Origin of the sequence: Acinetobacter sp. S54, from assembly GCF_016624945.1 — a bacterium.
GTDB lineage: Bacteria > Pseudomonadota > Gammaproteobacteria > Pseudomonadales > Moraxellaceae > Acinetobacter.
In genome coordinates this window covers 15,208-42,066 of the sequence record NZ_JACVUI010000016.1, presented here as the reverse complement: position 1 = coordinate 42,066, position 26,859 = coordinate 15,208, and the positions used below count along the sequence as shown (strand labels likewise).

Annotated in this window: 28 protein-coding genes; 6 read left to right on the top strand and 22 right to left on the bottom strand. The window is 40.0% G+C overall.

From position 1 onward, the window contains the following. Positions 1 to 17: 17 nt before the first annotated feature. The 6 genes from bioD to IAE20_RS15295 form a co-directional block, all read right to left on the bottom strand. Complete coding sequence (bioD, locus tag IAE20_RS15320) at positions 18 to 659, bottom strand: dethiobiotin synthase (protein ID WP_200482715.1); 642 nt, start codon at positions 657 to 659, stop codon at positions 18 to 20. Then, on the bottom strand, positions 656 to 1,420 hold the full coding sequence (gene bioC, locus IAE20_RS15315; RefSeq protein ID WP_320159400.1) for a malonyl-ACP O-methyltransferase BioC: 765 nt from the start codon (positions 1,418 to 1,420) through the stop codon (positions 656 to 658). Before bioC ends, bioD begins: the two co-directional genes overlap by 4 nt. Beyond that, entirely contained in the window at positions 1,411 to 2,568 is a 1,158-nt protein-coding gene (locus IAE20_RS15310) for an 8-amino-7-oxononanoate synthase (protein WP_200482717.1), read from the bottom strand. The genes bioC and IAE20_RS15310 overlap by 10 nt, the downstream gene beginning before the upstream one ends. Then, positions 2,555 to 3,892 (bottom strand): adenosylmethionine--8-amino-7-oxononanoate transaminase, encoded by a 1,338-nt coding sequence (bioA, locus tag IAE20_RS15305; protein ID WP_200482718.1) that lies wholly within the window; start codon positions 3,890 to 3,892, stop codon positions 2,555 to 2,557. Before bioA ends, IAE20_RS15310 begins: the two co-directional genes overlap by 14 nt. Before the next feature lie 97 nt (positions 3,893 to 3,989). After that, positions 3,990 to 4,712, bottom strand: a complete 723-nt coding sequence (locus tag IAE20_RS15300) for a hydrolase (RefSeq protein WP_200482719.1) — start codon at positions 4,710 to 4,712, stop codon at positions 3,990 to 3,992. A gap of 42 nt (positions 4,713 to 4,754) precedes the next feature. After that, positions 4,755 to 5,105 carry a DUF6176 family protein gene (locus IAE20_RS15295; RefSeq protein WP_200482720.1) on the bottom strand — a complete coding sequence of 117 codons (351 nt, stop codon included), beginning with the start codon at positions 5,103 to 5,105 and terminating at the stop codon, positions 4,755 to 4,757. A 144-nt stretch (positions 5,106 to 5,249) separates the two neighbouring features. On the opposite strand from IAE20_RS15295, the gene IAE20_RS15290 reads away from it, so the two are divergent. Beyond that, on the top strand, positions 5,250 to 5,834 hold the full coding sequence (locus tag IAE20_RS15290; protein ID WP_200482721.1) for a peroxiredoxin: 585 nt from the start codon (positions 5,250 to 5,252) through the stop codon (positions 5,832 to 5,834). 46 nt (positions 5,835 to 5,880) lie between these two features. Here IAE20_RS15290 and ftn read toward each other — a convergent pair whose 3' ends face one another. After that, positions 5,881 to 6,345, bottom strand: a complete 465-nt coding sequence (gene ftn, locus IAE20_RS15285) for a heteropolymeric bacterioferritin subunit Ftn (protein ID WP_200461586.1) — start codon at positions 6,343 to 6,345, stop codon at positions 5,881 to 5,883. A gap of 338 nt (positions 6,346 to 6,683) precedes the next feature. On the opposite strand from ftn, the gene IAE20_RS15280 reads away from it, so the two are divergent. Then, positions 6,684 to 7,739, top strand: a complete 1,056-nt coding sequence (locus tag IAE20_RS15280) for an NAD-dependent epimerase/dehydratase family protein (protein WP_200461587.1) — start codon at positions 6,684 to 6,686, stop codon at positions 7,737 to 7,739. 50 nt (positions 7,740 to 7,789) lie between these two features. Here the strand turns inward: IAE20_RS15280 and ligA are convergent, their stop codons facing one another. The 5 genes from ligA to IAE20_RS15255 form a co-directional block, all read right to left on the bottom strand. After that, positions 7,790 to 9,820: an NAD-dependent DNA ligase LigA gene (gene ligA / locus IAE20_RS15275; RefSeq protein ID WP_227611115.1), complete on the bottom strand. Its 2,031-nt coding sequence runs from the start codon at positions 9,818 to 9,820 to the stop codon at positions 7,790 to 7,792. A gap of 85 nt (positions 9,821 to 9,905) precedes the next feature. Beyond that, on the bottom strand, positions 9,906 to 10,943 hold the full coding sequence (locus IAE20_RS15270; protein WP_200482722.1) for a cell division protein ZipA C-terminal FtsZ-binding domain-containing protein: 1,038 nt from the start codon (positions 10,941 to 10,943) through the stop codon (positions 9,906 to 9,908). A 1-nt stretch (position 10,944) separates the two neighbouring features. After that, the gene (locus tag IAE20_RS15265) at positions 10,945 to 14,391 is read right to left on the bottom strand and encodes an AAA family ATPase (RefSeq protein ID WP_200482723.1); all 3,447 of its coding nucleotides are present in this window, start codon (positions 14,389 to 14,391) and stop codon (positions 10,945 to 10,947) included. 227 nt (positions 14,392 to 14,618) lie between these two features. Further along, positions 14,619 to 15,314 (bottom strand): GntR family transcriptional regulator, encoded by a 696-nt coding sequence (locus IAE20_RS15260; protein WP_200461590.1) that lies wholly within the window; start codon positions 15,312 to 15,314, stop codon positions 14,619 to 14,621. Positions 15,315 to 15,546: 232 nt separating this feature from the next. Continuing rightward, the gene (locus tag IAE20_RS15255) at positions 15,547 to 16,350 is read right to left on the bottom strand and encodes a sulfite exporter TauE/SafE family protein (RefSeq protein WP_200482724.1); all 804 of its coding nucleotides are present in this window, start codon (positions 16,348 to 16,350) and stop codon (positions 15,547 to 15,549) included. 30 nt (positions 16,351 to 16,380) lie between these two features. On the opposite strand from IAE20_RS15255, the gene IAE20_RS15250 reads away from it, so the two are divergent. Together IAE20_RS15250 and IAE20_RS15245 are read left to right on the top strand one after the other, a co-directional pair. Continuing rightward, positions 16,381 to 17,148 carry a biotin--[acetyl-CoA-carboxylase] ligase gene (locus IAE20_RS15250; protein WP_200482725.1) on the top strand — a complete coding sequence of 256 codons (768 nt, stop codon included), beginning with the start codon at positions 16,381 to 16,383 and terminating at the stop codon, positions 17,146 to 17,148. Continuing rightward, a complete protein-coding gene (locus IAE20_RS15245) occupies positions 17,145 to 17,903 on the top strand; it encodes a pantothenate kinase (protein WP_200461593.1) in 759 nt (252 codons plus the stop codon). The genes IAE20_RS15250 and IAE20_RS15245 overlap by 4 nt, the downstream gene beginning before the upstream one ends. Here IAE20_RS15245 and IAE20_RS15240 read toward each other — a convergent pair. Both IAE20_RS15240 and ffh read right to left on the bottom strand, forming a co-directional pair. Beyond that, a complete protein-coding gene (locus IAE20_RS15240; RefSeq protein WP_200482726.1) occupies positions 17,861 to 18,427 on the bottom strand; it encodes an RBBP9/YdeN family alpha/beta hydrolase in 567 nt (188 codons plus the stop codon). The two genes, IAE20_RS15245 and IAE20_RS15240, sit on opposite strands and share 43 nt — an antisense overlap. A 138-nt stretch (positions 18,428 to 18,565) precedes the next feature. Continuing rightward, positions 18,566 to 19,978: a signal recognition particle protein gene (gene ffh, locus IAE20_RS15235; RefSeq protein WP_200482727.1), complete on the bottom strand. Its 1,413-nt coding sequence runs from the start codon at positions 19,976 to 19,978 to the stop codon at positions 18,566 to 18,568. 196 nt (positions 19,979 to 20,174) lie between these two features. Here ffh and IAE20_RS15230 point away from each other — a divergent pair, with 196 nt between their 5' ends. Together IAE20_RS15230 and IAE20_RS15225 are read left to right on the top strand one after the other, a co-directional pair. Further along, the gene (locus tag IAE20_RS15230; RefSeq protein WP_200482728.1) at positions 20,175 to 20,984 is read left to right on the top strand and encodes an inner membrane protein YpjD; all 810 of its coding nucleotides are present in this window, start codon (positions 20,175 to 20,177) and stop codon (positions 20,982 to 20,984) included. Positions 20,985 to 21,063: 79 nt separating this feature from the next. Then, positions 21,064 to 21,996 (top strand): tRNA dihydrouridine synthase, encoded by a 933-nt coding sequence (locus IAE20_RS15225; protein WP_200482729.1) that lies wholly within the window; start codon positions 21,064 to 21,066, stop codon positions 21,994 to 21,996. Between the two features lie 175 nt (positions 21,997 to 22,171). Here the strand turns inward: IAE20_RS15225 and IAE20_RS15220 are convergent, their stop codons facing one another. The 8 genes from IAE20_RS15220 to IAE20_RS15185 all read right to left on the bottom strand — a co-directional run bounded on the left by IAE20_RS15220 (position 22,172) and on the right by IAE20_RS15185 (position 26,790). Then, positions 22,172 to 23,365, bottom strand: coding sequence for a low temperature requirement protein A (locus IAE20_RS15220; RefSeq protein WP_200482730.1), 1,194 nt, complete (start codon positions 23,363 to 23,365; stop codon positions 22,172 to 22,174). 110 nt (positions 23,366 to 23,475) lie between these two features. Further along, positions 23,476 to 23,922 carry a YybH family protein gene (locus IAE20_RS15215; protein ID WP_200461599.1) on the bottom strand — a complete coding sequence of 149 codons (447 nt, stop codon included), beginning with the start codon at positions 23,920 to 23,922 and terminating at the stop codon, positions 23,476 to 23,478. Positions 23,923 to 24,085: 163 nt separating this feature from the next. Then, positions 24,086 to 24,430 carry a YegP family protein gene (locus IAE20_RS15210; RefSeq protein WP_200461600.1) on the bottom strand — a complete coding sequence of 115 codons (345 nt, stop codon included), beginning with the start codon at positions 24,428 to 24,430 and terminating at the stop codon, positions 24,086 to 24,088. A 142-nt stretch (positions 24,431 to 24,572) separates the two neighbouring features. Next, entirely contained in the window at positions 24,573 to 24,977 is a 405-nt protein-coding gene (locus IAE20_RS15205) for an NUDIX hydrolase (protein WP_200482731.1), read from the bottom strand. 63 nt (positions 24,978 to 25,040) lie between these two features. Next, positions 25,041 to 25,385 (bottom strand): zinc ribbon domain-containing protein YjdM, encoded by a 345-nt coding sequence (locus IAE20_RS15200; RefSeq protein WP_200482732.1) that lies wholly within the window; start codon positions 25,383 to 25,385, stop codon positions 25,041 to 25,043. Positions 25,386 to 25,456: 71 nt separating this feature from the next. Then, entirely contained in the window at positions 25,457 to 25,804 is a 348-nt protein-coding gene (locus IAE20_RS15195; RefSeq protein WP_200482733.1) for a DUF488 domain-containing protein, read from the bottom strand. A gap of 41 nt (positions 25,805 to 25,845) precedes the next feature. Further along, positions 25,846 to 26,292, bottom strand: a complete 447-nt coding sequence (locus IAE20_RS15190) for an SRPBCC family protein (RefSeq protein ID WP_200482734.1) — start codon at positions 26,290 to 26,292, stop codon at positions 25,846 to 25,848. A 114-nt stretch (positions 26,293 to 26,406) separates the two neighbouring features. Beyond that, positions 26,407 to 26,790 (bottom strand): ribonuclease E inhibitor RraB, encoded by a 384-nt coding sequence (locus tag IAE20_RS15185; RefSeq protein ID WP_200461605.1) that lies wholly within the window; start codon positions 26,788 to 26,790, stop codon positions 26,407 to 26,409. Positions 26,791 to 26,859: the final 69 nt, after the last annotated feature.

The window sequence follows — 26,859 nt, the reverse complement described above, 5'->3', positions numbered from 1 at the left end:
TCTTTTATTTTTACCTTTTACATTTTAGGGATGTCTATCCACTTCGCTTCAGGAAAATGCTGTTTGAGATAGTTCTTTAAATATTGTGCCGTATCTTTTGAAATGATTTCATCTTGTGATTCATCATTGAGATTATAAGCTAAAGCAAAAAGTGACACCTCGCGCTGTTTCAGGGCTTCCAGACTCAACAAAGTATGATTAATACTTCCCAAACGTCCCGAACTTACCAAAATTACAGGCAAATGTTTTTGGTTAATATAATCTATCGTCAGTAGTTGTGTGGTTAAGGGAACCATTAGCCCCCCTGCACCTTCTAATAGCACAACATCAAAGCGTTGCTTAAGGGCTTCAGTCGCCTGCTCAATCTTATCAAAATCAATTTCTCGACCATCAAGTTGTGTCGCCAAATGTGGAGAAGCTGGATAGCTAAAAATCTCAGGCATGGTCAACTTATCATGATCTTCCGATAACCAACCTGTTCCCATAATTTCACGGTGTTTTTCGATATCTTCGGAGATCTCAACATTGCCAGTCTGTATCAACTTTTGAGTAATAGTAGATTGTCCCTGCGCATTCCAAAGTTTTGCTAAATAGCCTGTGGCATAGGTTTTCCCAATCCCTGTATCAATCCCACTAACAAAATAAACTGAAGCACTCATGCTTTTCTCCGTGCGATACAATAAACAGGATGATAGGTTAAGGTATACAAACCATTTTCCAACTGGAACTGTTGATAACGATGATAAAATTCGGTTAATGATTGTTTTGTCCATCGTTGCTGTTGTACGGATGTTCCCGTCACACCAGTGGCTTTAATATGTTTTAATACGGCTTTCGGCGTCTCAAATTGCATATAAAAATATTGCTGACTTAGTTCAACAATCTCAAAGTTTAATTGTTCAAGCTGTTGCCGCCAGTCATCTATAGACCAATATTGCAAACCTTGCCCTGTAAGCTGTTTGATCTCGGTAAAATTATCAGGACCAAAAGTTGAAAAACATAACCAACCCTGCCTTTTTAATGCGGCATGACAACGTGCCAATAACACAGACAGATCAGTCATCCATTGCACTGCCGAACTCGATACAATCGCATCTAAATGCTGAGGTAAAGTCAGGGTTTCAATGTCCCCAATCATCCATTGAATTGGCAAATCACTTTGAAAATGGGGTTGTACTTGGGGATACAGGTCATTTAAATGCCATTGTTCCACCTGAAAATTGGCAGCCACTTGTTGCGTTAAATTTCCAGATCCGCAACCAATTTCTAAAATATCAGGCAAATGTTTTGGACAAGATGCCTGCATTAATTGACATAAATGCTGACAGATTTTCTTCTGTATAACCGCTTGTTCAGTATAGCTTTGGCCTGCTTTGGCAAAACGCTGAGCAATCAAGGATTTATTTAGATTCACAAACACTCTACCAATCGTTGCAGATCATCGGGCTGAATCAGTGATGTTAATGAAATTCTCAAGCGTGCGCTATGTTGTGGAACAGTTGGAGGACGAACGGGCATTGCATAAAAACCATGCTGCTGTACATTTTTTGACTTTTCCACAGCTTTTTGACTTGGCCCAATGAGAATGGGCACAATATGACTTGTCGATGGGCTACTATAGCCTTTGGCCACAATCTCAGTTTGTAAATATTCACTAATTTTGTGCAAATGTAAGCGTTCACTATTTGCTGCCATAACTTTTTTAAGAATAAAATTAGACCATGCAATATTAATCGGTGGCAAAGCTGTACTAAAAATCAATGGGCGCATTGTGTTAATTAAATAACTGCGAATAATCGGATCGCAAATCAAATAGCCACCGATTGAGGCGCAAGCTTTACCAAACGTGCCAACCAGTAAATCAATATCAGCAATTACTTTATATTGTTCAGCGCAGCCCAAACCTTGTTCGCCGCGAACACCAATCGCATGCGCTTCATCCACATAAAGCATGACTTTAGCAAAACGTTGTTTAATGCGAACTAATGCAGCCAAATCAGTTTCATCACCGTCCATACTAAAAATACTTTCAGTCACCACAATAATGCGTTCAACTTCGGTATCATCATGATATTTTTCAATCAATTGAGTTAAATGAAGTAAATCATTATGACGATAACGCACATATTTGGCAGATGATAACCGAATTCCATCAATCATACTGGCATGGACCAGTTTATCCGCCAAAATCAGGGTCTTATTGTCACTTAAAGCTGGCAAAATCCCAATATTCATATGATAGCCACTATTAAATAGCAAGGCTGAACGACCTAAAAAGGCTCGACTGAGATTCGCTTCAAACTGCTCATATTCAGTAAAATTACCTGTAAGTAAACGAGATGAAGATGAACTAAAATAACAACGCTGAATCGGTTGCTGGTCCAGAAACTCTTCACGCAGTTGAACGTGTGTGGCCAAACCCAGATAATCATTGGAAGAAAGATTTAACATTCTCCGCCCAGCAATTTCGATATAAGCTCCGTGCTGCTGATTAGCATTGAACTGACGTAAATTTCCCGTCTGTTTTAATTGGTCGAGTTGTTGTTGATAATGATCAAGCAATGCCATGCGCCACCTCAGCATACATCTGTTGTACAACCTCGATAAGTTGCTCCAAAAGAAAATTTAACTCAGCTTCGGAGATGATATAAGGTGGCATCACATATACCAACTTACCAAAAGGACGCACCCAGATACCGCGTTCAACGAATTGTTGTTGTAAAGTTTTCATATCCACATTGAGCTTGAGTTCGACTACACCAATCGCACCTAAAATACGAATATCTGCTACATATTCTAACTCTGACAATATTTGTAATTGTTGTAACTGCTCCGAAATACGCTGAATATTAGCTTTCCAATCCTGTTCCAGTAAAAGCTGTGTACTTCGGAGCGCAACAGCACAAGCCAAAGGATTTGCCATAAACGTTGGACCATGCATAAATACACCAGCTTCACCACGACTAATGGTTTCTGCAACGTGTTTGGTCGTGAGTGTGGCAGATAAGGTCATATATCCCCCAGTTAACCCCTTGCCTATACACATTATATCTGGCTCTACCTGCGCATGTTCCCAAGCAAAGAGTTTTCCGGTACGACCAAAACCTGTAGCAATTTCATCAAAAATGAGCAACAACTTATATTTGTCGCACAACTTGCGTAACTGCTTTAAATATTCAGGGTGATAAAAGCGCATTCCACCTGCACCCTGCACAATTGGTTCAATAATAAATGCAGCTAATTCATGATGATGTTGCTTAAGCATTTGCTCAACCTCATCCATTTCAGCAGGATTCCATTCTCCCTCAAAGCAACTTTGTGGTGCTGATACAAAAAAGCGCTTTGCCAAACTTTCTCCAAATATCTGATGCATGCCTGTCACTGGATCGCAGACTGACATAGCATTCCAGGTGTCGCCATGATAACCCGAACGCGTAGTGATAAAGTTGGTCTTTGCAACTTGAACCTGTTTTGCTCCAGATTTTGAAGACTCTGCTTCTAAAGATCCCGCCCTTGAAGACCAATATTGAATAGCCATTTTTAGGGCAACTTCAACGGCGACAGAACCTGAATCTGCGTAAAAAATTTTGTCCAGACACGGCGGTGTAATTTTGAGTAATAATTTAGCTAGTTCAATCGCTGGATCATGAGTCAAACCACCAAACATGATATGCGCCATTTTTTCAAGTTGATGCGTCACTGCCTGATTTAAATCAGGATGGTTATAGCCATGAATCGCGCACCACCATGAAGACATTCCATCAATTAACTGACGTCCATCCTCAAGTTCAATAGTCGCGCCATAGGCACGTTGCACTTTAAAAGTAGGTAAGGGATTAAGCATTGAGGTATAAGGATGCCAGATATGCTCCAAATCAAATTGATCACTCATCCCTTTGCTCCATTGACTTGCTTTTTTTACACGGTGCTACATGGTAAACCTGCAGACTTTGAAAATAAATTGCGATAAACACCATTTCGTTTAAAGCTTAAACTGACGATTCCATAAAATGAATCAGTTCCTGACAAGTGAGTTCAACTTGAACAAAAGGAAAACTGTGGGCAGTGTTTTTTAGTTCTACAACCTGAATAAATTTTGCTGCTATTTTTTGCATATCGTAGCTAACTTGGTATGGAACTAATGCATCATGCTCAGCAAACAAATGTAACTGATGACCTATATAGTTTTTTAAGATATTAACCAGATTTAGTTGTTCCAACATATCTAAACCTTGCTTTAATAACGACATGGGTTGCGCATGTAATAAGCTTTGCATTTTATTAAAATCGGATTTGGCTGTTGTTACGCCTTTTGTTACAAGCAGCCCAAAACGTTTTAAGGTTGCAACTGGATCTATGTTAAATGATTGTCTAAACTGAATAAAATCATCAGCCGACATTGCATGTTTCCAATTATCAGTGGCAACAAAACAGGGATTAGACGCCATCGTGATTAAAGTTTTGGCCTCTCCTGTTTGTTTAAAAACTTCATGGGCTAGAACAATCGCCAGCTCTCCGCCCAGTGACCAACCCGCAATAACATCAAACTGGGCTGCGTGTTGCACAAATTGCGCTAATTGTTCTTCATCTAGCACATTAAAAATATTGCTCAGTTCAACCTGATAGCCACGTTGTTCAAGTGACTGTTTTAATGGATTTAATAGCTGTTCACCACCACCCCAGCCTGTGATCATTAGAATTCTTTGTTTCAATGTCGTGCTCAGTATCTTTAATCTAGAAAAGTATAACCATTTTTACTCAACGATTTGATTGCATGGCTGCTCATTGTTATCCAAATCAACCAAAAAAGTTGCTGGAATCACCTTCTCCCAACAGTCACGTTTAAATTGCTGATGAATCAGATCAATTTCAAAAGGACTACTTTTAGCAATCTGTTGGGCTTTAATTAAGTCAATTGCTCGCATATAAGCGATTAAATAATCCTGCCCTTCAAGCTGTGTATAAAACCATGATTCAATCATAACGCCTTCGGCTTGCAGCGTTTGTATGGCTTGCTCTTTATGTTCTTGAAGCCTCTGTTGCCATTCTTTAACCTTTGGCCATGTATCAGGTTTTAATTTGATCAGCGCCAAACCGATATCCATATTATGCGTTGCTCACTTGATTTGTTTTCGTTCACTTCATATGAACACAACCTCTCACAAAAGCAAAAGTATTTGTTAGCACATTTCGGAGTTGATTTTGTTAAACTGCAACGTAGTCTTTTACAAACGGGCTTTTAAATAAAGATGAAAATGATGCGTACAATAACAATATTAAAGATGAGTGTGCTTAGCCTCAGTTTAGCAATTGGAGTTAGTCATCTCGCTCATGCTGAAAAAAATGTATTTTCAACATCCAGTACGGATCAAAAACAATGGGTCGGTCAGACCGCGCCTGATTTTCGATTACAGGATCAAAATGGAAAATGGCATCAATTAAAGGACTTTCAAGGAAAATGGCTAGTTCTGTATTTTTATCCGAAAGATGATTCACCGGGTTGTACGCAGGAAGCAAATCGCTTTAAAGCGCTTGCTCCTCAATTTACTCAATCTAATGCAGTGGTCATGGGAGTCAGTCTTGACGATGTCGCCTCACATAAAAAGTTCTCGGAAAAACTAGGGCTTCCCTTTCTTATTTTGGCCGACAGTGATCACCAATTGGCTGAAAAATTTGGTATTGTTCGAAATTTAGGTCTTATAAAAATCGCCAAAAGAGAAAGTTTTTTAATTGATCCAAAAGGCATGGTGGTTTATCACTATAGCAGTGTCGACACTCAGACTCATGCCGATGAGGTTCTAAAAGATGTGAAACGCTTGCAACAGAAAAAGTGATAAGAATAAAAAACTCAGCTTCTGCTGAGTTTTTTTATTCTCAATTTTACATCTGAGATTGAATATAGTTTTGTAAGCCCATCAATTCAATTAAACGCAACTGCTTTTCTAGCCAGTAGGTATGATCTTCTTCTGTATCAGACATTTGCGTGCGAAGCATATCACGGCTGACATAATCACCCTTTTCTTCACATAGTTTCACGCCGTCTGCAAGTTTCTGACGAACATGGTATTCAAGTGCCAAATCTGCTTTTAAGCAAGATACGACATCTTCACCCGTAACAATATCATCACGATCCATATTCGGCGTACCTTCAAGAAATAAGACACGGCGAATAATTGCATCAGCATGAGCAGCTTCTTCCTGCATCTCATGATCGATACGTTCGTAAATTTTACTCAAGCCCCAATCTTCATACATACGTGAATGAATCAGGTATTGATCACGGGCAGCCAGTTCGCCACCGATCAACATATTTAAATAGTCTATGACTTCTGGATTGCCGCGCATTTGTAATTCTCCTCTTGAATGGCTTTATTATGGTCAAGTTTAAAAATGATTGCAAAACAAAAATAGTGTAAGTTTATGATTTTTATAAAATTAAAATGAGAAACATACGCATTTACAGTTTTAATTGGAAAAATTTATTGTGAAAAAATAGAAACTTGCAATATTTCATCCTTTCAATAAAAGACAAATCAATCACAAATTTATACTTTTTAAAATTTGTAACTAAAGACAATGCTTCTTGTTTCATTTATTTTCGTGAAAATATATGCTGCCATGATTGTATCTTCACGAAAATTTCGTTAAATAAAAGTCAGTTAAAAATATCAATAGGCGGAAATATGAATAAGAACACACCCATTTTGGTCACAGGTGCCACAGGTTATGTAGCTGGCTGGATTATTGAACGCTTACTCATGCAAGGGCATATCGTACATGCCACAGTTCGTGACCCATCCAAAACAGAAAAACTCAAACATCTCACCGAGATTGCAGAAAAATCCTCAGGCCAGATTTATTTCTTTAAAGCAGACTTATTAACACCTCATGCTTTTGATCAGGCCATGCAGGGCTGTGAAATTGTAATTCATACAGCCTCTCCTTTTGTGATTACCAATTATAAAGATGCAGTAAAAGATATTATTGAACCCGCAGTAAACGGCACGATGAATGTCCTTGAGGCAGTTAACCGAACAACTTCTGTTACACGTGTTGTGGTCACTTCTAGTATTGCAGCGACTTATGGGGACGCGATTGAAATTGAAGATACACCAAACAATGAGTTTGACGAAAGTTGCTGGAACACCACCAGTAATGAAACACATCAACCTTATTCTTATTCAAAAGTTGCAGCTGAACGCAAAGCATGGGAAATGGCAAAGCAGCAAGATCGTTGGTCATTGGTCTGTATTAATCCTGCGTTAGTTATGGGACCATCACTCACCGCCTCCAGCCAATCAGGCAGTATTGAGCTATTGCAACAATTTGCCAATGGTGTGACTCTGTTTGGTGTACCTCCGATGTGGAATGGAATTGTGGATGTTCGCGATGTCGCCGATGCCCATGTTGCAGCTGCTTTATCGCCGAATGCCAATGGACGGTATATCATTTCTGGCGGTAGCTTAAGTCTTCTTGAAATGGGTCAGGCGCTGACCAAACGTTTTGGTTATCGTTATCCATTTCCACACTTTAGTGTTCCAAAAGCAGCTTTTTCCCTGATTTCTCCATTATTGGGATATACACGTGAATTTGTAAAACTCAATATGGGCTATCCAATTTACTTTAATGCGACACGTAGTCAGGAAGATCTTGGCATTCGCTACCGAGATATTCGTGAAAGTGTTTGTGATCATTTCCAACAATTGCTGGATGATGGTGTGATTAAAAAACGCGGTTAGACATTAGGGCTGACGTTCATCTGAACTCAGATGAACGTCATAAAAAGCAATCAACTTTGGTACTGGGCTAAAAATTCAAGAAACTCTTGTTCATTCATTACACGAATCTCAAGTTTTGCTGCCTTATCGAGTTTGCTTCCCGCTTTCTCTCCAGCAACGACGCATTTCGTCTTACTCGAAACACTACCACTGACACGAGCGCCCAACGCCTGTAAACGCTGTGTTGCTTCGTCACGCCCCATCGTACTGAGTGTACCTGTCACCACCCAACTTTCGCCATTTAAAGGCTGACGAGTCGGCGCTATAGGTGCATCCCAATGAATACCAGCAGCTAACAGACGATCAAGCACTTCAATATTATGGGGTGCTAAAAAGAAATCAAAAATCCATTCGGCAGTAATTTCACCCACATCGGGCGTCTTTTTCAACGATTCAACATCAGCATTTTTCAACGCTTCAAAAGTCTGAAAAGTATTGGCCAGCATTCGAGCTGTAGTTTCTCCTACGCCACGAATTCCAAGCGCATAGATAAAACGTGCGAGAGTGGTTTTTTTACTTGCTTCAATCGCGTCCATCAAATTTTGAACGGATTTTTCTCCCATCTTCTCAATGCCGAGCAAGGTGTCACGATGTTCATGTAAATGGTAAATATCTGCCACGTCCTTGAGTAGATCCAGATGCAATAGAGACTCTACCCAGCGATCCCCCAAACCCTCAATGTCCATCGCCTTACGTGATACAAAGTGACGAATCGCTTCGATACGTTGAGCAGCGCAATATAATCCCCCAGAACAACGTGCCAGCGCCTCACCTTCAGGCATGACCACAGGTGATGAGCAAACTGGACAATTTTCTGGTAACTGGATAATTTCAGCTTCGACTGGGCGAAACTCAGGCCAGACTTTTTCAACTTTTGGAATCACGTCACCACTACGATACACACTGACGCGATCACCAATTCGTACATCTAAGCGGTGAATTTCACCGATATTATGCAAAGTCACATTAGAAACGGTAACACCACCCACCAACACAGGCTGTAAACGCGCTACAGGAGTCAATGTTCCTGTTCGCCCCACTTGCCAGTCAATGTTTTCTACCGTAGTCAGGGCAATTTCAGCAGGAAATTTATAAGCGGTCGCCCAGCGTGGTTCACGGCTTAAAAAGCCTAGTTGTTGCTGTTGTTTTAGATCATCAACCTTGATGACCATGCCATCAATTTCAACAGTTAAATTTGGGCGTTCCTGTTGGATTTGCTCATAACGCTGTTGAACTTCTTCAATTGATGAACACAAAAATTGACGTTCCGCAATTTCAAAACCCAATTGAATCAACCAATTCAGGCTTTCATGCATACTTGTGAGGCCATGATGTGGCTCACATTGTGCGATTCCATACGCATAAAAAGCCAAAGGGCGTGATGCAGCAATATTCGGATCAAGTTGTCTTAAACTCCCCGCTGCGGCATTACGTGGATTAGCAAAAGTTTTTTCACCTTTCGCTTCATTTGCAGCATTTAAACGCTCGAACCCCTGTTTTGGCATTAACACTTCACCACGAACTTCCAGTAACTGAGGAATCTCAACTGGATTGTGGCTCAAGTATTTTGGTAAATTGCGAATGGTTTTGACATTTTGACTGATGTCCTCGCCCGTTTCTCCATCCCCACGCGTGACTCCACGAACTAAAACACCATTTTCATACCACAGTGAAATTGCTAAACCATCTAGTTTAAGCTCAACATCGTATTCAACCTGCTGATTCGGTAATCGTTCTTCAATTCTACGGGCAAAAGCAAACAGTTCTTCCTGATTAAAAACATTGCCTAAAGACAGCATCGGCACGGCATGGGTCACGTTTTCAAATTTACTCAGTGCCTGACCACCAACTTTGTTGGTTGGGGTGTCGGGTTGTAATAGCTCAGGATATTGCTGCTCCAGAGCTTTTAACTGATGAAATAGCTGATCATATTCATTGTCACTAATCGATGGTTGATCCATGACATAATACGCATGATTATGTTTTGCAATCAGTTGAATCAATTGCCGCATTTGCGCAATGACATCACTATTATTCACCATAAAAATTCACCATGTAAAAGGGCGGAAAATCCGCCCTGAGTTACGATCTTCATACATCGCAATAAATAAAAGCACTAAAAAGTAGTTAAGCTGTTTCCTGTGTTGAACGATAGTCAATCACGTGATGGCGCCAATGTTCTTTCAATTGTGGAGTAAATTCCAGATTGTTTTCATCATAGACTTTCCCATCCACTTCACGTGCAATGAGTCCTGCAATACTGGTCATCATATCGAAACCTTTTAAAGCATCCTGATGCGGTAATGCAAGGAAAAATGCCAAACCTTGTACTTGTTCGCTTGATAACGTTTCAAGATCAAATCCCGCAGGGCCATTATCAGTCATACGCAATACGGAAAACATCAATGGACTTGGCTCGTCCGTTTTTTCATAACGATGAAAACAGGCCATTTCACCAAAACGCAGACCATATTTGAGTAACACTTTTAAGGTTTTATCGCCAGATAAAGCACGACGCGGATTTGGGAAGACATTTAAAGCCACAATTTCCTGTGCAGTTGCCAAAGCACTTTCATCATCAAAACGCTGTTGTTCATGCAAATGCACATCCAGCAAACTGCTTTCCCCATCAAACTCAGCAATAGTTGCTGCTTCAATCTCTGGATTAAGTTGAAATTCATCGACTTTTTTAAGGTTTTCTGTTTCAGTTTCGCTTTCAAGTGTTGTCACACTTTCTACTTTTGCGGTATCAAAATGTTGTGTTGTCATCGTTTCAGCCACAGTGTTTACTTTAGCTGATGCCTCTTCATGAATATGTTCAACAGGCGTGTTGATCCCTACGCTTTCAATCTCGACAGCATCCAGATTTTTATCCAGCTTGTCCGTATTCAATTCAGGCGAAGTCAAAGGTTGTGTCACTTTATCATCCAGAACTTCAGGAATTTCCTGTAGCGCTGGTTCTTTACGCTCATTATCTAGCACGTTTTCTGCGGGCAATTGATCACGTACATGACGTGGAATAATCGGCTTATTGCTCTCTGGATCGATATACAATTCGCTGTCTAATGAGGGTTCGGTCGGAGCAGGTTTTCTTAGAACCATTCTTAAACCGACAATCATGATAATAATGGCGGCGACTATGCCCACGATGGTGGTAACTTCCATACTATGACTCCGTGACTAACCCATATTCTTTTGCTTGTTCCAAATTAACAGTGACCAGTTTTGAGGTACCAGGTTCTGGCATGGTTACCCCTAATAAATCGGTCGCCATCGTCATTGCAAGTTTATTATGTGTAATGTAAATGAATTGCACCTGTTCAGAAAGCTCTTTTACCAAATTACAAAACCGCTGTACATTGGCATCATCTAAAGGTGCATCAACCTCATCCAGTACACAAAATGGTGCTGGATTGAGGCGGAAGATTGCAAAGACCAGAGCCAGTGCTGTTAATGCCTTTTCACCACCCGATAATAATGCCAGTGAACTATTACGTTTCCCTGGCGGTCGTGCCATTAGTTTTACACCTGATTGCCAGTCATCTTCAAGACTTAAACTTGCTTCACCACCACTAAAAACTTTAGGAAATAAATCCTGAAGTTCAGTATTGACCTGATCAAAAGTCGTCATAAATAACTTTCTAGTTTCTTGGTCAATGCTTTTCATGGCTTCTTTTAGCTGAGAAACTGTGTTTTCTAGATCCTGAATTTGATGACTCAGTTCGTCAAAACGTTTTGAAACTTCTTCATATTCCTCAGAAGCCGCCAAATTCACTGCACCCAGTTTTTCAAATTGGCGCTGTGCTTTTTCCAGCGCCTGTTGATGCTCAACTAAATGAAATTTTAGCCCGTTTACACGCTCGCTCCCCAAATCTTTAAGTTGTTCCTGAAAATGCTCTAAATCTGATTTAGCGGCTTGCCAATTTAGACGTTTTTGTTCCAGTTGCTCGCGTAATTGTTCCTCACGCTGCTGAGTGTGATGGCGTTGCTCGGTAAGACGCTGTTGTTTTTCCTGTACGTTATTGAGTTCGATTTGCCATTCATTCCAACTTTTTTTGAGTTGCTCGGTCTGTTGAGATTGCTCAGAAAACTCGGATTCGAGGGATGGCAATTCCAGTTGAATGGGATCAACAAATTTTTTTGCATGGTCCATCTGTTCAATAATCTGTCGATATTGAGTTTTTAAAAAGGACAGATCTTTTTCTAATAGTTCGATTTGTTGTTGGCTTTGCGAAACCATACGGCGCGTGTTTTCACGTTCCTGTTGATGCTGTTGCAGTTGATGCTGTTGATCATCCAGTTGTTCTGCCAATGTCTCAAGCTGAAATTGTCGAGTTTTATAATCTGGCAGACTTGCATCTAATTTTAAATTCAACGCATGTAAATCGATATCCAGATCATCACGCTGCATGGCATCATCTTCAAGCTGGGTTTCTAGTTGCTTTAACTGCTCTTGTAACTGCTGTTTTTGCACTACAAATGCTTGAGCCGCACTTTGATGTCTGGTCATGTTTAATTCAAGATGCTGTTGTTGCTTTTGATTTTGTTTTAATTGGATTTTTAATTGTTGTAATTGATCTTGCTGCGTATTGATTTGCTGTTGCTGCTCAAAACTTAGTCGGTTTAAATGCTCAAGTTCTGGTTCCAAAGTTGAGAGTAACTGTACAATTTCATCCAGACGAATACGATGACTCAACACGCCAGTGGTCTGGCTATCTTCATCATAATCGAGTGCAATAACCCAATCTTGTCCAACATGATAGGCATCTAGTGTCACAATACTTTGACCAGTCTTGAGCTGCTTTTGCAACCCTAATGCCTGATCCAACGTATCTGCTAACCCAATGTTTTGCCACAACGATAACTGTGGTGATTTAATCCACTCCGCAAATGGTCGCAATCCGAATTGTAGTGAATCTCCTGAGAATGCAGAAGCTTTAATTTGTCTCGAAAGCTGTGGTTCAAAGTCAGCATCTTTGTCAAGATAATGCGCGCTCATCCATTTGTTCAATAACTTTTCAATCAGACCGGCATGTGCTTTGCCTATTTCACTTAACTCTAACACCGCCATCAAACGTATAGCATCCGATTGTTTCGGACTTTGTTTTGCCACCAGTCGATTGAGATTCTTTTGTTCCGCCTGTAATACCTGTATTTGATTTTTATATTGTTGAATTTCAGTCGTTAAATCATTATGTTGCTGCTGCTGGATCTGAAAATGTTGTTCAACTTGTTCGATCTGCTGTTCAAGCGCCACGATGTCTTGTTCCAATTGAACGAATTGTTGCTCTAAACTTTGTAACTCATTGTCCTGTACCTGTGCCTCAATTTGCAAGGTTTGGGTTTCAAGTGTTTGTTTTTGCTGCGTGATACGCTCTATACTTTTGGTCAGTTGCTCAAGTTGTAGCGACATCTGATTTTTCTGTTGTTGTTGCTTTTCAACGTGCTGTTTAATCTGATTAAACTGCTCTTGCGCCTGTTTGTGTTGCGCTTGCAAATCCTGATAATTATGTTCACTTTGCTGAGTATTTGCCTCAAAACCATTTAAATGTTCAGTTTGTTCATCCAACTGTGTTAATAAATTTTCAAGCTGTAGCTCGTTCAGTTGTAATCGTTCTTTCGTCTGGGCTTTTTGTTGTTCTAACTGAGTCAACGTTGTATTGTTCTGTTGATATAAACTTTGCTTTTGTTGTAGCGTCATTTTCAACTCAGCTAACTTTTTCTCAGCCTGTTGCCATTCATTTTGTAGAGGAGTCGATTGTTGAATCAAGCGCTGGAACAACGCACTACTTGCTTCAAGATCATGCTCAATAGTAGTTAGCTCAGAACGAACCAACTTGAACTCCTCTCCCAAAGCAGTCATTTGTACCGTATATTCTTGCTGAAGTTGACTAGATTGCTCCGACTGGAAAGACAGGATTTCGATTTTCAGCGTTCTAATCTGCTGCTCAAGCTGTTTGTAATGAATAGCGGCTTCAGATTGACGTTTTAACGTTTTTAGTTGTGATTTAAGTTCCTGCGCAATATCCTCTAAACGCGATAAATTTTGTTCGGTGTGTTCTAAGTGTTGCAAGGTTTCCCGGCGACGTGCCTGATAACGTGAAACGCCTGCCGCTTCCTCAATAAACACACGCATTTCTTCAGGTTTGGCATCTACCAACCGATTAATCATGCCCTGTTCAATAATCGCATAAGAACGTGGACCTAAACCTGTTCCCAAAAAGATATCGGTAATATCACGGCGGCGACAACGTGTTCCATTTAAAAAATATTCAGATTTTCCATCACGGTTGACCTGACGACGAACTGCCAGCTCATTGTAGGCATTATAAGCACCACCAAGTTTTCCATACGTGTTGTCAAATCTCAGCTCGACACTAGCGACACCAACAGGTTTACGCTTCGCAGTTCCCGTAAAAATGACATCTTGCATACTGCCACCACGTAACTGACGTGCGCTAGATTCTCCCATGACCCAACGTATGGCATCAATCACATTGGATTTGCCACAACCATTCGGGCCAACGACTGCAGTACGATTAGCCTTAAATTGGAGAGTGGATGAGTCAGCAAATGACTTAAAGCCTGCAAGTTTTAAACTGCTTAAACGCATAATGTCCTAATCAAAAGTTTTTTATTATTTGCCCATCTCATTTCAATGGTATGGACATAATAGAATACCAATAGCGGCTTATTTTAAAATGAATGCAGCTCAATAGGGGCTTTTTTTAAGATGAAGTTGAACAATTTTATTCAGAATTTATCCAGAAATAGGGCGATCAGTTAAAATATCGCCAAACTTTCAGGTCATCACTTATTTTTCTACAAAACCTGACCGCTTCAACGACGCGAACGACGTGCCCAAGCCAACTCGATTTGCTTCATGCGAGTCAGTGAATCCAGAACTAGATTACGCAAATGTCGGCAAAAATCCTCCATAAATAAAGTAGCCTGATGTGATTTTCGGATCAACACAGCATCTGCCACCAATTTAAACAATGCGAAAGATTCTTGTAATTCACGACGTGAGGTATTTAATGTCAAAAAATAACTGCGGCGCAATGAAGGCAATAATTCTTTATAAAACTTCATTAAATAAGGATTGGCAACCATATCGTGTTGCAATGCTAGATATTGGAAAATACCATCATAAAATTTTTCGGTATCACCTATTTTTACTTGTTCAGTCAAATGCTCCATGAGGTGTTGCAATTGCTCCGCTTCATGTACTCGCCACGTTTCACTGATGCGTTGCACAATATGCCCTAGCACCAAAACATTGGTATCAAACAAAGCTTTGACTTGTTGAGATGACATTTCAGAAACAATGGCTCCACGACGGGGATAGATATGAATCAAGTGAGTGCGTTCCAGCAGTAACAATGCTTCACGTACCGAACCGCGACTGACGTCGAGCTCTTTGGCGATCCGCAATTCCTGAATACGTTCACCCTCTACCAGTTCACCAGTAATAATCTGGTCGCTAATGTGTTTTGCAATTTGCTCCGACAGGCTCTCTGTCTCTTCAAGTTTCATGAATCACCTGTTTTGATTTTTACTTTGGCGTTCCACTGCCATTTATTGTGATTGTTTTAACTGATTCTCTTTATGGATGACTATGTCATTGTCTAACAATTTTATTGCATTTTGAGCCAATTCAACATTCTGATCATTGGAAATTTCCTCTTATTTTCTTATCCCTATACCGCTAAAAGTTAAATTTAATTTTTATTTTTTAGCGATTTAGGAAGTATTGTTTTATGAATTTCTATTGAGTAGAACCTTGATAAATGAAATAGGTTCCAACGACCGTTAATAAACAGGCAAAGCATTTTTTCAACATGGCAGGCGACAACATATGAGCAACTTTCGCACCAAATTTAGCGGTAATGAAACTCATGATACTAATCCCTAAAAATGCATAAACGTGAATATAACCAATTGCATTGGGCACTTTGACATGTTGTTGAACACCAAACCACATAAAACCAATGGCACCCGCAACTGCTATAGGTAAACCACAGGCCGCTGAGGTCGCTACTGCTTTTTGCATTACCACTCCATTTCGATTCAGATATGGCACTGTCAAACTACCTCCCCCAATCCCAAAGATTGCCGAAGCAATACCAATGCCGCCACCTGCCAACATTTGCATAGGCGCTGAAGGTAAATGTCGTGTTTCATCCACAACCACATTTGCACCTTTAAACATTCGATAGGCCACCCAGATCGCAAATATTCCAATAATGATTTGTAAGTTTTGTCCCGACAAAAGATCCGCAATACCCGCTCCTAAAAAAGAACCAATCACTAAACCAGGCGCAAGATTACGAAACACCTGCCATAACACTGCTCCACGTTTATGATGTGCCATTACTGAACTGATTGAAGTCACAATAATGGTGGCCAGAGAAGTTCCCAAAGCCATATGCATAATGACAGCCGGATCATAATGAAGCTGAGTAAATACGATATAAAGAATTGGGACAATAATTAATCCACCACCCACGCCAAACAAGCCCGCAGCAAATCCAGCGATTGCACCGATGGCTAAATATATGATTAACTCCATACCTGATTTTCCAACTTTATAAAACTGAACATGGATGCAGAAACACGCCGACTACGACAACGCTTAAGCGATGCTGGACATGTTCCTGACATTGTTATTTTGAAACAAACGACCACATCGACCAATGACGATGTTCGCGAACTGGCCCAAAAGAATATTGCGTCCATTTTAATCTGTAGCGAAGCTCAGACCCAAGGGCGTGGTCAACATCAACGTCAATGGATATCCCCAAAAGGCAATATATATCTCAGTACGTTGATCAACTCCCGGACACCACTGGATGGTCGCTTAGCGCTTGAAGTTGCACTGAATATCTTGCAAATGCCAAAGCTACAGGGTCTAAATCTGCAAGTCAAATGGCCGAATGATTTATATAGCAGCCAAGGCAAATGGGGCGGAATTCTGGTTGAACCGTTATCACCACATCAGGCCATCGTTGGGGTTGGGGTTAATTTATTTACGCCACAATCACACGATCCATTACAACCGATCAGCTCATTGAGTGATTTTGGTTTAAACAATCTTGATCGTATTGAGATCGTGGCACAACTTTATCTAGCCATTCAACAGGCAGCACAATGGTTTGAACATGGTTGTTATAATCTTGCAGATCGGTTTAATCATCATGCGGTTTTTATGCAGGAACAGGTTCAGTTCGAGCATCATCAGGGTATTTTGACTGGCCGTTTTGAAGGAATTAATCAGGAAGGTGCGGTGCTCATTTCAAACAATGGACAACAACAGACATTTTATCAAGGTCGGATGCGCCGTATCCTAGGTCAGGATGATCCATCATGAAGCAACTCTGGTTAGATGTGGGAAATACTCGTCTTAAATACTGGATTACAGATTCAAATCAGATCATTGAACATGCCGCTGAACTACATTTACAGTCTCCTGCTGATTTATTGCTGGGTCTGATTCAACATTTCAAAACTCAACACTTGCAACAAGTGGGGATTTCTTCGGTACAGGATAAAGCCAATAATCAGCGCATTCAGGCAATTCTTAGCCAACTGGATATTCCTGTCATCTTTGCACAGGTTCATCATGAATATGCCGGTTTACGTTGCGGTTATGATCATCCTGAACAACTAGGAATTGACCGCTGGCTACAAGTGCTGGCACTTGCAGAACCAGAACAGCATTTTTGTATTATTGGTTGTGGTACGGCTCTGACCATTGATTTAAATGACGGTTTACAGCATTTGGGAGGGTATATTTTACCCAATCTATATTTGCAGCGTGATGCCTTAATTCAAAATACCAAAGGCATTAAAATTCCAGACTCTGCTTTTGATAATCTTGAACCGGGCAAAAATACTGTAGATGCCGTGCATCATGGTATTTTATTAGGCTTATTAAGCAGTATTGAACATATTTTAAAGCAATCTTCAAGACAACTGGTGCTTACAGGCGGAGATGCAACACTTTTTGCCAAATTTTTACAGGACTACCAGCCTCGTGTTGAAGAAGACTTATTGCTTAAGGGTTTACAGCGATATGTTGCTTACGAATCTGTGAGTAAAGGACGTAGCACATCCCAAAGCTGAGGAAACGCGGTATAGCCATCTTCTTGCATAAAATGCCCAGCTTGTTTGATTTCCAAAATTTGTGCGTTCAACCGTTGGCCTAGTCGTATGGTCAACGGTGGGGATACAAAGGGATCATTGCTAGATAAAAGAACATAACGGCGCAGAATATGTTGGCGTAGCAATTTATCATCAAGTGTTTGTGATTCCATAAATTGATCTAGCTCAGGAATGGCGTTGAGTTTTTCAGTAAAGCCTGATACAAAAATTCCTGCGCCAATAGATGATTTTTGCAAGACTTTGCTCAAGAAATTTAAGCTCGACACACACCCCAGACTATGCGCTACGATAATTGTATTTTCATTCAGTACAGTGCATTGCGCACTTAAACATTCTTGCCATACATCAGCATCAGGATGAGCTGAATCTGCCAAAAAAACCCGTTCAGCTGTGGCTCCTGTTTGCAGGATATGTTGTTCTAGCCAAGGAAACCAGTGATCTTCGGGTACAGCCTGATAACCATGAATAATATAGACATGCTTCATTGTAATTATGTTCCCCGATATCGGATATTTCTTATTTAATTTACCCAGTTTAAAGTACAGATAACCTGAAAAAAGTAGTGATTTTGTTGTTATAAAAAAAGGCGCATTCAGCGCCTTTAATTGTATGGAAAAAATCTATTATTTTTTATCGTCATTGCCACCGAACAATGGCCCCATGCCACCACCGCCGCCACCAAATTGTTTCTGCATGCCACTTAATGAACGTAACATTTTGCTCATCCCTGAAGGATTAGCAAATTTCTTCATCATCTTGGCCATTTGACTATGCTGCTTCAGCAATTTATTGATCTCTGAAACATCCATGCCACAGCCTGCCGCAATACGTTTTTTACGACTTGGGTTAATGATATCTGGATTTTTACGTTCTTTAGGCGTCATCGACTGGATAATGGCTTCCATTTTTTTGACTTGCTTTTCAGGATTTGCCTGCTCTATCGCCTGCTGAATGCCAGAATTGCTCATGCCTGGCAACTTATCCAGAAAGCCCATCATGCCGCCCATTTTTTTCATTTGCTCAAATTGCATCAGCATGTCTTCCAGATTGAAAGTACCGCCCTTTTGCAATTTTTTCGCCATTTTTTCGGCTTTTTCTTTGTCGATTTTGCGTTCGACTTCTTCAACAAGCGAAAGTACATCGCCCATACCGAGAATACGCTGTGCTACACGTTCAGGATGAAATGGCTCAAGTGCATCCAGCTTTTCGCCCATACCCAAAAACTTAATGGGCTTGCCTGTAATCGCACGTACTGAAAGTGCCGCACCACCACGCGCATCACCATCAGTTTTAGTCAAAATGACACCGGTTAAAGGTAAAGCATCATTAAAAGCTTTAGCAGTATTGGCCGCATCCTGACCTGTCATGGCATCGACCACAAACAAAGTTTCGGTTGGCTTTACGGCTGCATGTAATTCTTTAATTTCGCCCATCATGTCTTCATCGACATGCAAACGACCAGCAGTATCGACAATCAGAACATCAGCAAATTTAATTTTTGCCTGTTCAATCGCACGATTCACAATATCAATTGGTTTTTCTGAAGGATCTGACGGTATAAAGTCAGCACCCACCTCATCTGACACTGTTTGTAACTGTTTAATCGCTGCTGGACGATATACGTCAGCAGATACAGTCATGACTTTTTTCTTTTGACGTTCTTTTAAGAATCTCGCCAGTTTTGCCGCAGTCGTGGTTTTACCTGCACCCTGCAAACCTGCAAGTAAGACCACCACGGGAGGTTTGGCAGATAGATCAAGGCTTTCATTAGCCTCACCCATCATCTTGGTCAATTCGTCATATACGATTTTGACAAAAGCCTGACCCGGTGAAAGCTGAGTCATCACTTCTTGACCCAATGCTTGTTCCTTAACTTTCGCGATAAATTCACGAGTTACAGGTAACGCCACATCAGCCTCAAGAAGGGCCATACGCACTTCGCGCAAGGTATCTTTAATATTGTCTTCGGTCAGTTGCCCTGAGCCAGTAACATTTCTTAAACTCTGCGTGAGTCGTTCTGTTAAGGTATCAAACATTGCAAAATCCGCTAAAAATGGCCAGTTGCAAAAAAATCTTTCTCAAAATAGAAAATTTATGCATAGATGCTATAGGATACTGTAGTTCGCCGCGAATTTATATCTTATGTAGATGAATTTTAGGGTCTGATGATATTCATTTATAATTTACACTGAATGATCAAATGAAGCTCCAACTCCCAAATAAAGGTTTGACATGATTAGTCTCCCCTTGGTTTACACCATTTTGGCACTCATCGCATATACCACTGCGTTCTGGTATTTGTTTATGAATCTGATGTCAAAACGTGAACCAAATCATTGGTTTTTAGGCTTGATACTGACTTTAGGTCTAATCTTGCATGCAGGTGTGCTGTCTCAGGATATGCTCACACCAATGGGTATTAATTATGATGTATTTAACCTGATGTCATTTACGTCAGGTTTGATGCTGGTATTAAGCCTAATTTTTAGTACATTTCGTCCGACACTGGCGCTCAATTTAATTGGGATTCCTGTGGCTGCGACAGGTTTGATTCTGGGTTTTGCTTTTAGTCAGTCCAACCAGTTTATTGAGCGGCATTCACTGGGTCTAGATCTACATATCATTTTGTCGCTCTCTGCCTATGCTGTTTTGCTTATGGCAACGATTCATGCCATTTTAATGTGGTTTCAAAATCAGGAACTTAAAAAGAAACAAAAAAGTCGATTCTGGGTCAATTTATTACCTTCATTTCAGGCAATGGAATCCTTATTATTTGACCTCATCAAAACAGGCTTTGTGCTTTTAACGGTGGCTTTGTTTTTTGGCTTCTTTACCATTGATGACTTTTTTGGTCAGCATCTGGCCCATAAAACGGCATTTAGCATCATTTCATGGTTTATTTATGGGGCATTATTACTAGGTCATGCCAAATTTGGCTGGCGTGGACAAAAAGCCATCCGTTTTACCCTGATCGGATTTATTCTCTTGGCAATTGGATTTATTGGCAGTAAATTTGTATTAGAAATGATTTTACATCGCTAATTTTTAAATGTGCAGCAAGACTAGACAGCGTTATACAGATGCCGTATAAACGCTGTTTTTATTTTCAGGTAATATTGACGTGAAGCTAGTTCTTGCACCAATGGAAGGATTAACCGATCCAATTATGCGAGATGTCCTCACACATACTGGTCATTTTGATTGGTGTGTGACGGAGTTTATTCGCGTCACTGAAAGTATTTTACCAGATCATGTTTATCATAATTATTGTCCAGAACTTCTTACAGATGGCAAAACAGCGGCGGGGACGCCAGTACATGTGCAATTTTTAGGCAATCATCCAGAAATGCTGGCTGCCAATGCCGCCAAAGTCGTGGAACTAGGAGCCCCAGCCATCGATTTAAACTTTGGTTGTCCTGCAAAAACAGTCAATCGACATCGGGGCGGTTCGATCTTGCTAGATGAACCTGATGTCGTTCATCTACTCGTTAAAGCGGTTCGAGATGCGATCCCTTCACATATTCCTGTTTCAGCTAAAATGCGTCTAGGCTATCTAGATGAACATCATACACTGGATAATGCACATGCAATTGAAGATGCAGGTGCAAGCTGGCTTACAGTACATGCACGCACTAAAGCAGATGGTTATACACCGCCTGCCTACTGGGAAAAAATTCAACCTATCCAGAATGCTTTAAAAATTAATGTGATTGCCAATGGTGAAATCTGGAATAATGCCGATGCTAAGGCTTGTCAACAACAATCTGGCTGTAAGGATCTGATGATTGGTCGGGGTGCTGTAACTACTCCAGATTTAACTTTATGCATTCGTCAGAATAAAGATAAAGCTCTACTCACATGGCAGGATTTGGTTGAACTACAACTGCGTTTTGTAAATGGCGCATTTAAAACTGAGATCGGAATGGTGGGGCGTTATAAACAATGGCTTGGAATGATGAGTAAAGCTTACCCAGAAGCTAAAGCGCTTTGGAATGAGATAAAACGCTTAAAGACGCTCGAGGAAATTGTAGATAAATTACAGCCTAACTCGTAATACATTTAATTTGAAAAAATAATAAATTTCAGTTGGTTTTAACGTTATTCCAGATGAGCTCATTCCAGATAGATTTCTGAGTGCAGAGTAGTCTGAGCATTCAAACAAAAATAGAATCAAACAGACTCATCATCAGAGTTTTTCATCAATATTCTTTATTAAATAAGATGAAAACTTAATCAGAATGTAATTTAGGGTCCCTTTCTACCAAATAACATTTTGAAAAAATCAATCGCAATGCATAAACAACTGCCATGAGAAAAACACCTAAGCCAATATTTGGTGAAATGGCAGGAATACAAAAAATAATTATTGCTGTAATAGGATATAACCAGCGTCTGATCCCAGATAAATAAGGTAATTCATTGAGTAACCAAAGACTGGTGGTGTAACTGAGTAAGGTTGCAGCAACAAGATACTGCATAAACTGAGAACCAATCTCTGCACGACCTAAAGCGACATCGACTGCGGCGGCCAAAGCTGCTCCCACTGCAGCAATACTGATGAAAATAAAATAATGTCCGTATCCCCACAAGAATGCCTGTTTACTATTTTTGAGTAAGTGATGGGCATCCCGATCAAAATAAGCCCACCACATGGTAAACATCATCATGAGTCCACCGACCATCAGCAATATGATGTCAGTATGAATAATATGTGTGGCTAAATCATCTTGAATGGCTTTAAAACAAGCCACAACAGACTCACCTAAAACGATGATGGTGAGCAATGAATAACGCTCCGCAATATGATGAGGATGCCATGATGTGGGATTGTTCCATTCCGCAAAAACAGGAACACCTAACTCCAGCACCACCATAAATACAAACAGAATCGCAGTAAAATTAATGGGCGAAAAATGAAAAAGTAACCAGCCGATTTGTACAAAAATAATGCCAAAAGCATAGCGCAAGGCTACAGTACGATGCAGAGGATCGTGCCTTGCAACTCGAAACCACTGTGTTACCAAAGCCAGACGCATAATGACATAACCAATAATAATAACGTCAAAATCCTGATGATGAAAAACATCTGGAATCCCTGCCGCCATTACCAGAGAACCTGCAATCTGGACAAAAGTCATGAACCGATAAAAAACATCATCATTGTCATAGGCGGATGCAAACCAAGTAAAATTCATCCATGCCCACCACAAAGCGAAAAACACCATAAAATAATAAGGCAACATACTCCAGAGATGATTTTCAATTATTGCATGATGTAGCTGTTGTCCCGCTTCAGCAATTGCAACCACAAAAATCAGGTCAAATAATAATTCAAGTGGAGTTGCCACACGATGATGTTCTTTGGGATCACGTGCAGCTACTGGGCGTAAGGCTAAATATTTAAATGATTCTAATAGGCTCATTTTTAAAATTTCTTTGTGTTTAGCATGTCATAAACGGAATATTCTAAGCGAAATAGGGTTAAATTTTTAGTTATTTCATCCCGACTGATTTAAAGATTTAATTACGTTTACTAGGGTTCAGCCAAAATATACAACGGTTGCTGCTTTTCACAGTCAAAAGGCATGGAGATATGTTCGTGTACCACTTTCCATTTTTGTGATTCTTTATAAAAGCCCACTGTTGTGCGGCACCACGGTACATCTTCAGCCGAAGTTTGAGCATCTCCCAGCACTTTTGAATAACAATGCAAAAATACCACTTGATCGGAAGCATAAATCGTTAATTTTCGTCGAAACACTTGAATATGATCACCAAAATATGGAAAGCATTGTTGCCACAGTTTACGATAGGCTTGTACATCTTCTATTTGCAACGCAACATCAAAAACGCTGACATTATCTACATAATCCTGAGTCATTTCAGCAAGATCATGCTGGTTTAAAGCCTGCTCCCATATTTGAGTTAAAGCCAAGATCTCATTAGCACTTTGTTGGTTACCAATAATTTCAATGTCCACACGCTAACCCTTTTTTGTTGTTATTTCTCAACAAGCTTGGCAAAAAAGTAGATCTTTCACCAGTTAAAATTTGTGCGATTCAGGTAAATTGCACACTCATCTTTAAAAAAAGAAGGACTAAAAAACCACCATAAAGGTGGTTTTAATATCAATAAAAAATTGACTAAGAATCAGCTAGACTTAAATCCTTTATGGTCGTCGTTGCGCCATTTGTTTTCACCGACTCGATGCCCTTGTCTCTCGACTGTTCAGAAGCATAGAACTGGCTGGTCCCAATAATCTGATGATTTGCGGCCTTAAGATTAAAATAGGGTTTATCATTTTTTGCAGTTAATTTTTCATAGCGAGCATCATCCCCACTATTATTCTGTACGGAAGTAATACCATTTTCAGCAGAGGCTTTCGCCTTATAAAGCTCACTGGTTAAAATAATTTCCCCATTCCCCGCTTTAAGTACAAAACGATATTGACCATCTTTTGCCTTGCTCAACTCATACCATCCAGCCATAATCACCTCTTGTTGTGTGTTGTTCTATGCTTTGTTTTTAAACTTTATTTATGAAATATAGACGATTTTTTAGCAGGAATCAGCTTATTTTTTATTCTTTTTTTTACTTTGATTATATAAATCAATAAAAAGCAATGGTTGGTCAGAACGCTCTGAAGATCACTTGCCCATTAAAATCCAGACTATCCTGAACACGTCTTTTTTGAAGGAGACTCAACTCCTCTATGGTAAAAAAAGCATACTCGGAATGTTCATGACTCAACTGAATCTGAGCTTGATCAGGTAAATGACAACGAAAAATACTAACATGGGCATTAATATCAGTATGTAAATATAGTCCTGACAAATAATCTACCCGAACGATCAGACCTAATTCTTCTTCACATTCCCTTTGTAGTCCCTGTAATATGGTCTCTCCAGGATCGATGCCACCACCTGGTAATCCCCATGCGAAATTTCCGTAATTGGCTTTTAACAATAAAACTTTGCCGTCGATATTGGTAATAACAGCATGTGCTCCAACTCGATACTGATCAGAAAATGCCATTTTGATTTCCTTAATCTTTAACTTATATCTAAAAAAGGGAGAACCTCGCTCCCTTGATCATTATTATGCTTTTTTTACAAACTCTGACTTTAGTTTCATTTGACCAAAACCATCAATTTTACAATCGATATTATGTCCATCATTTGCATCTGGAACAAGTCGAATGGTTTTTACCTTAGTTCCTACCTTAATGACCGAAGATGAACCTTTCACTTTCAAATCTTTAATCACAGTGACGCTATCACCATCCACCAAAACGTTCCCATGCGCATCTTTAATAATGCTGTCTGGCTCCGTTAAACTAACGTCCCCTTCTTTCCATTCATTGGCACATTCTGGACAAATCAGTAGGTCGCCATCTTGATAGGTATATTCTGATTGGCATTTTGGGCAATGAGGTAAAGACATAAAAAAACTCGAAAAACCTTATTATGACTGGATTTCAGCTAAAGATCAAAAACCTTGTATTTTGTATGGATTTATCCCAATTTTTCACTCAATATTTGTTGTAACACCACAGCATTATTATGCTGAGTGTCTTTAGCCGCATAAATTAAGGTGATAGTTTGTTGATGTGCTAATTGTTCAAGTTCATGCAAAGCAGCATTATGTTGTAATTCCAACGTATATTTGTGCTGGAACTCCTGCCATTTTTCAGGGTCATGATTAAACCATTGGCGTAGTTCTGTACTCGGAGCTATTTCTTTTAACCATTTGGCTAAATGCGCCTTTTCTTTGCTTAAACCTCTTGGCCAGATTCGATCGACCAAAATTCGCAAACCATCATTCGTTGTCGGATCATCATACGCACGTTTAATGCGGATCATTTTAATTATCCTTGAAAACAAGATTCGTTTTTAAAAACATTTTATTGATCAGGAATATCCGGAGTAATCAACCATCCCAATAAGGTTAATGATTCTTGCCAGCCCAAATAACAGGCATCAACAGGTATTAGTTCTGGAATTCCTGATTGAGTAATATAGATTTCAGTTCCGACACTTACCGTTTTTATTTGAATAGTTACTTCCATATTTCCAGCAAGTGCGGGGTCATCAAACTGGTCAATATACCGAATCAATTGGTTAGGAATCAGCTCAACATAGGTTCCACCAAACGAATGCGTTGAGCCCGTAGAAAAGTTGGTAAATGACATTCGGTATTGTCCGCCTTCCTTTGCATCCATCGAATGTACTTTGGCGGTAAAACCATGTGGTGGCAACCATTTTACCAGTGCTTCTGGATCTAAAAATGCTCTATAAACACGCTCTGGTGGAGCATTAAATACGCGATGAAATGTGACTGTACCACTCATGTTGTCTCTCCTGCCTTATTATTTTTTTATTCAAAGTCGAACACTTGACCAGTATTTCAAAGATATATTCCTTTATCAAAATCTATAAAGCGAATATATCCCTTTTGAGTGCATTTAACTTTCAAGATGCTCGTCATCTTCATATTCATACAAATAGCTCATGCAGCCCCAGCCATCATATTCACCATTAAATTCCTGCGCGATTCGGGTAAACCATTCTTCCAAGTCCTGTATGTCTTCATGCTCAGGAATCATCGTAACATGAATATTTAAAACCCAAAGGTCAGAGCCATCAGCATGCTGATCTTCCTGAAAAAGAGAAACTTTTTGCTCTTGATGCAGCAAATGCAGGGCGCATTTTTCAACTTGTTCTTGTGTCTTGAATACAACTGTAAATTCAAACTCATGTGGCTCAGTAAGATCATTGCCATCTTCAATCATTTGCCAAAGTACATTGCCATTATCATCATCTGGAAAAAGTTCGTAGTTGCGGCTCATTGTCGTTATCCATTGTTATGATTGTGATACCTCAATAGCTTAACCTAGTTTTATGTCAGTTTGGAGTGA

Coding starts and splice junctions, on each gene's coding strand:
- IAE20_RS15310 (WP_200482717.1), bottom strand. CDS start 2,568: ATGGCATTGCTTGATCATTATCAACAACAACTCGACCAATTAAAACAG.
- IAE20_RS15190 (WP_200482734.1), bottom strand. CDS start 26,292: ATGAGTGGTACAGTCACATTTCATCGCGTATTTAATGCTCCACCAGAG.
- IAE20_RS15270 (WP_200482722.1), bottom strand. CDS start 10,943: ATGGAAGTTACCACCATCGTGGGCATAGTCGCCGCCATTATTATCATG.
- IAE20_RS15205 (WP_200482731.1), bottom strand. CDS start 24,977: ATGGCATTTTCTGATCAGTATCGAGTTGGAGCACATGCTGTTATTACC.
- IAE20_RS15290 (WP_200482721.1), top strand. CDS start 5,250: ATGAAAATGATGCGTACAATAACAATATTAAAGATGAGTGTGCTTAGC.
- IAE20_RS15295 (WP_200482720.1), bottom strand. CDS start 5,105: ATGGATATCGGTTTGGCGCTGATCAAATTAAAACCTGATACATGGCCA.
- IAE20_RS15245 (WP_200461593.1), top strand. CDS start 17,145: ATGAAGCAACTCTGGTTAGATGTGGGAAATACTCGTCTTAAATACTGG.
- IAE20_RS15210 (WP_200461600.1), bottom strand. CDS start 24,430: ATGGCTGGATGGTATGAGTTGAGCAAGGCAAAAGATGGTCAATATCGT.
- IAE20_RS15255 (WP_200482724.1), bottom strand. CDS start 16,350: ATGGAGTTAATCATATATTTAGCCATCGGTGCAATCGCTGGATTTGCT.
- IAE20_RS15185 (WP_200461605.1), bottom strand. CDS start 26,790: ATGAGCCGCAACTACGAACTTTTTCCAGATGATGATAATGGCAATGTA.
- IAE20_RS15250 (WP_200482725.1), top strand. CDS start 16,381: ATGGATGCAGAAACACGCCGACTACGACAACGCTTAAGCGATGCTGGA.
- ftn (WP_200461586.1), bottom strand. CDS start 6,345: ATGCGCGGCAATCCAGAAGTCATAGACTATTTAAATATGTTGATCGGT.
- IAE20_RS15240 (WP_200482726.1), bottom strand. CDS start 18,427: ATGAAGCATGTCTATATTATTCATGGTTATCAGGCTGTACCCGAAGAT.
- IAE20_RS15280 (WP_200461587.1), top strand. CDS start 6,684: ATGAATAAGAACACACCCATTTTGGTCACAGGTGCCACAGGTTATGTA.
- ffh (WP_200482727.1), bottom strand. CDS start 19,978: ATGTTTGATACCTTAACAGAACGACTCACGCAGAGTTTAAGAAATGTT.
- bioA (WP_200482718.1), bottom strand. CDS start 3,892: ATGAGTGATCAATTTGATTTGGAGCATATCTGGCATCCTTATACCTCA.
- bioD (WP_200482715.1), bottom strand. CDS start 659: ATGAGTGCTTCAGTTTATTTTGTTAGTGGGATTGATACAGGGATTGGG.
- IAE20_RS15230 (WP_200482728.1), top strand. CDS start 20,175: ATGATTAGTCTCCCCTTGGTTTACACCATTTTGGCACTCATCGCATAT.
- IAE20_RS15200 (WP_200482732.1), bottom strand. CDS start 25,385: ATGTCTTTACCTCATTGCCCAAAATGCCAATCAGAATATACCTATCAA.
- IAE20_RS15195 (WP_200482733.1), bottom strand. CDS start 25,804: ATGATCCGCATTAAACGTGCGTATGATGATCCGACAACGAATGATGGT.
- IAE20_RS15265 (WP_200482723.1), bottom strand. CDS start 14,391: ATGCGTTTAAGCAGTTTAAAACTTGCAGGCTTTAAGTCATTTGCTGAC.
- IAE20_RS15220 (WP_200482730.1), bottom strand. CDS start 23,365: ATGAGCCTATTAGAATCATTTAAATATTTAGCCTTACGCCCAGTAGCT.
- IAE20_RS15260 (WP_200461590.1), bottom strand. CDS start 15,314: ATGAAACTTGAAGAGACAGAGAGCCTGTCGGAGCAAATTGCAAAACAC.
- ligA (WP_227611115.1), bottom strand. CDS start 9,820: ATGGTGAATAATAGTGATGTCATTGCGCAAATGCGGCAATTGATTCAA.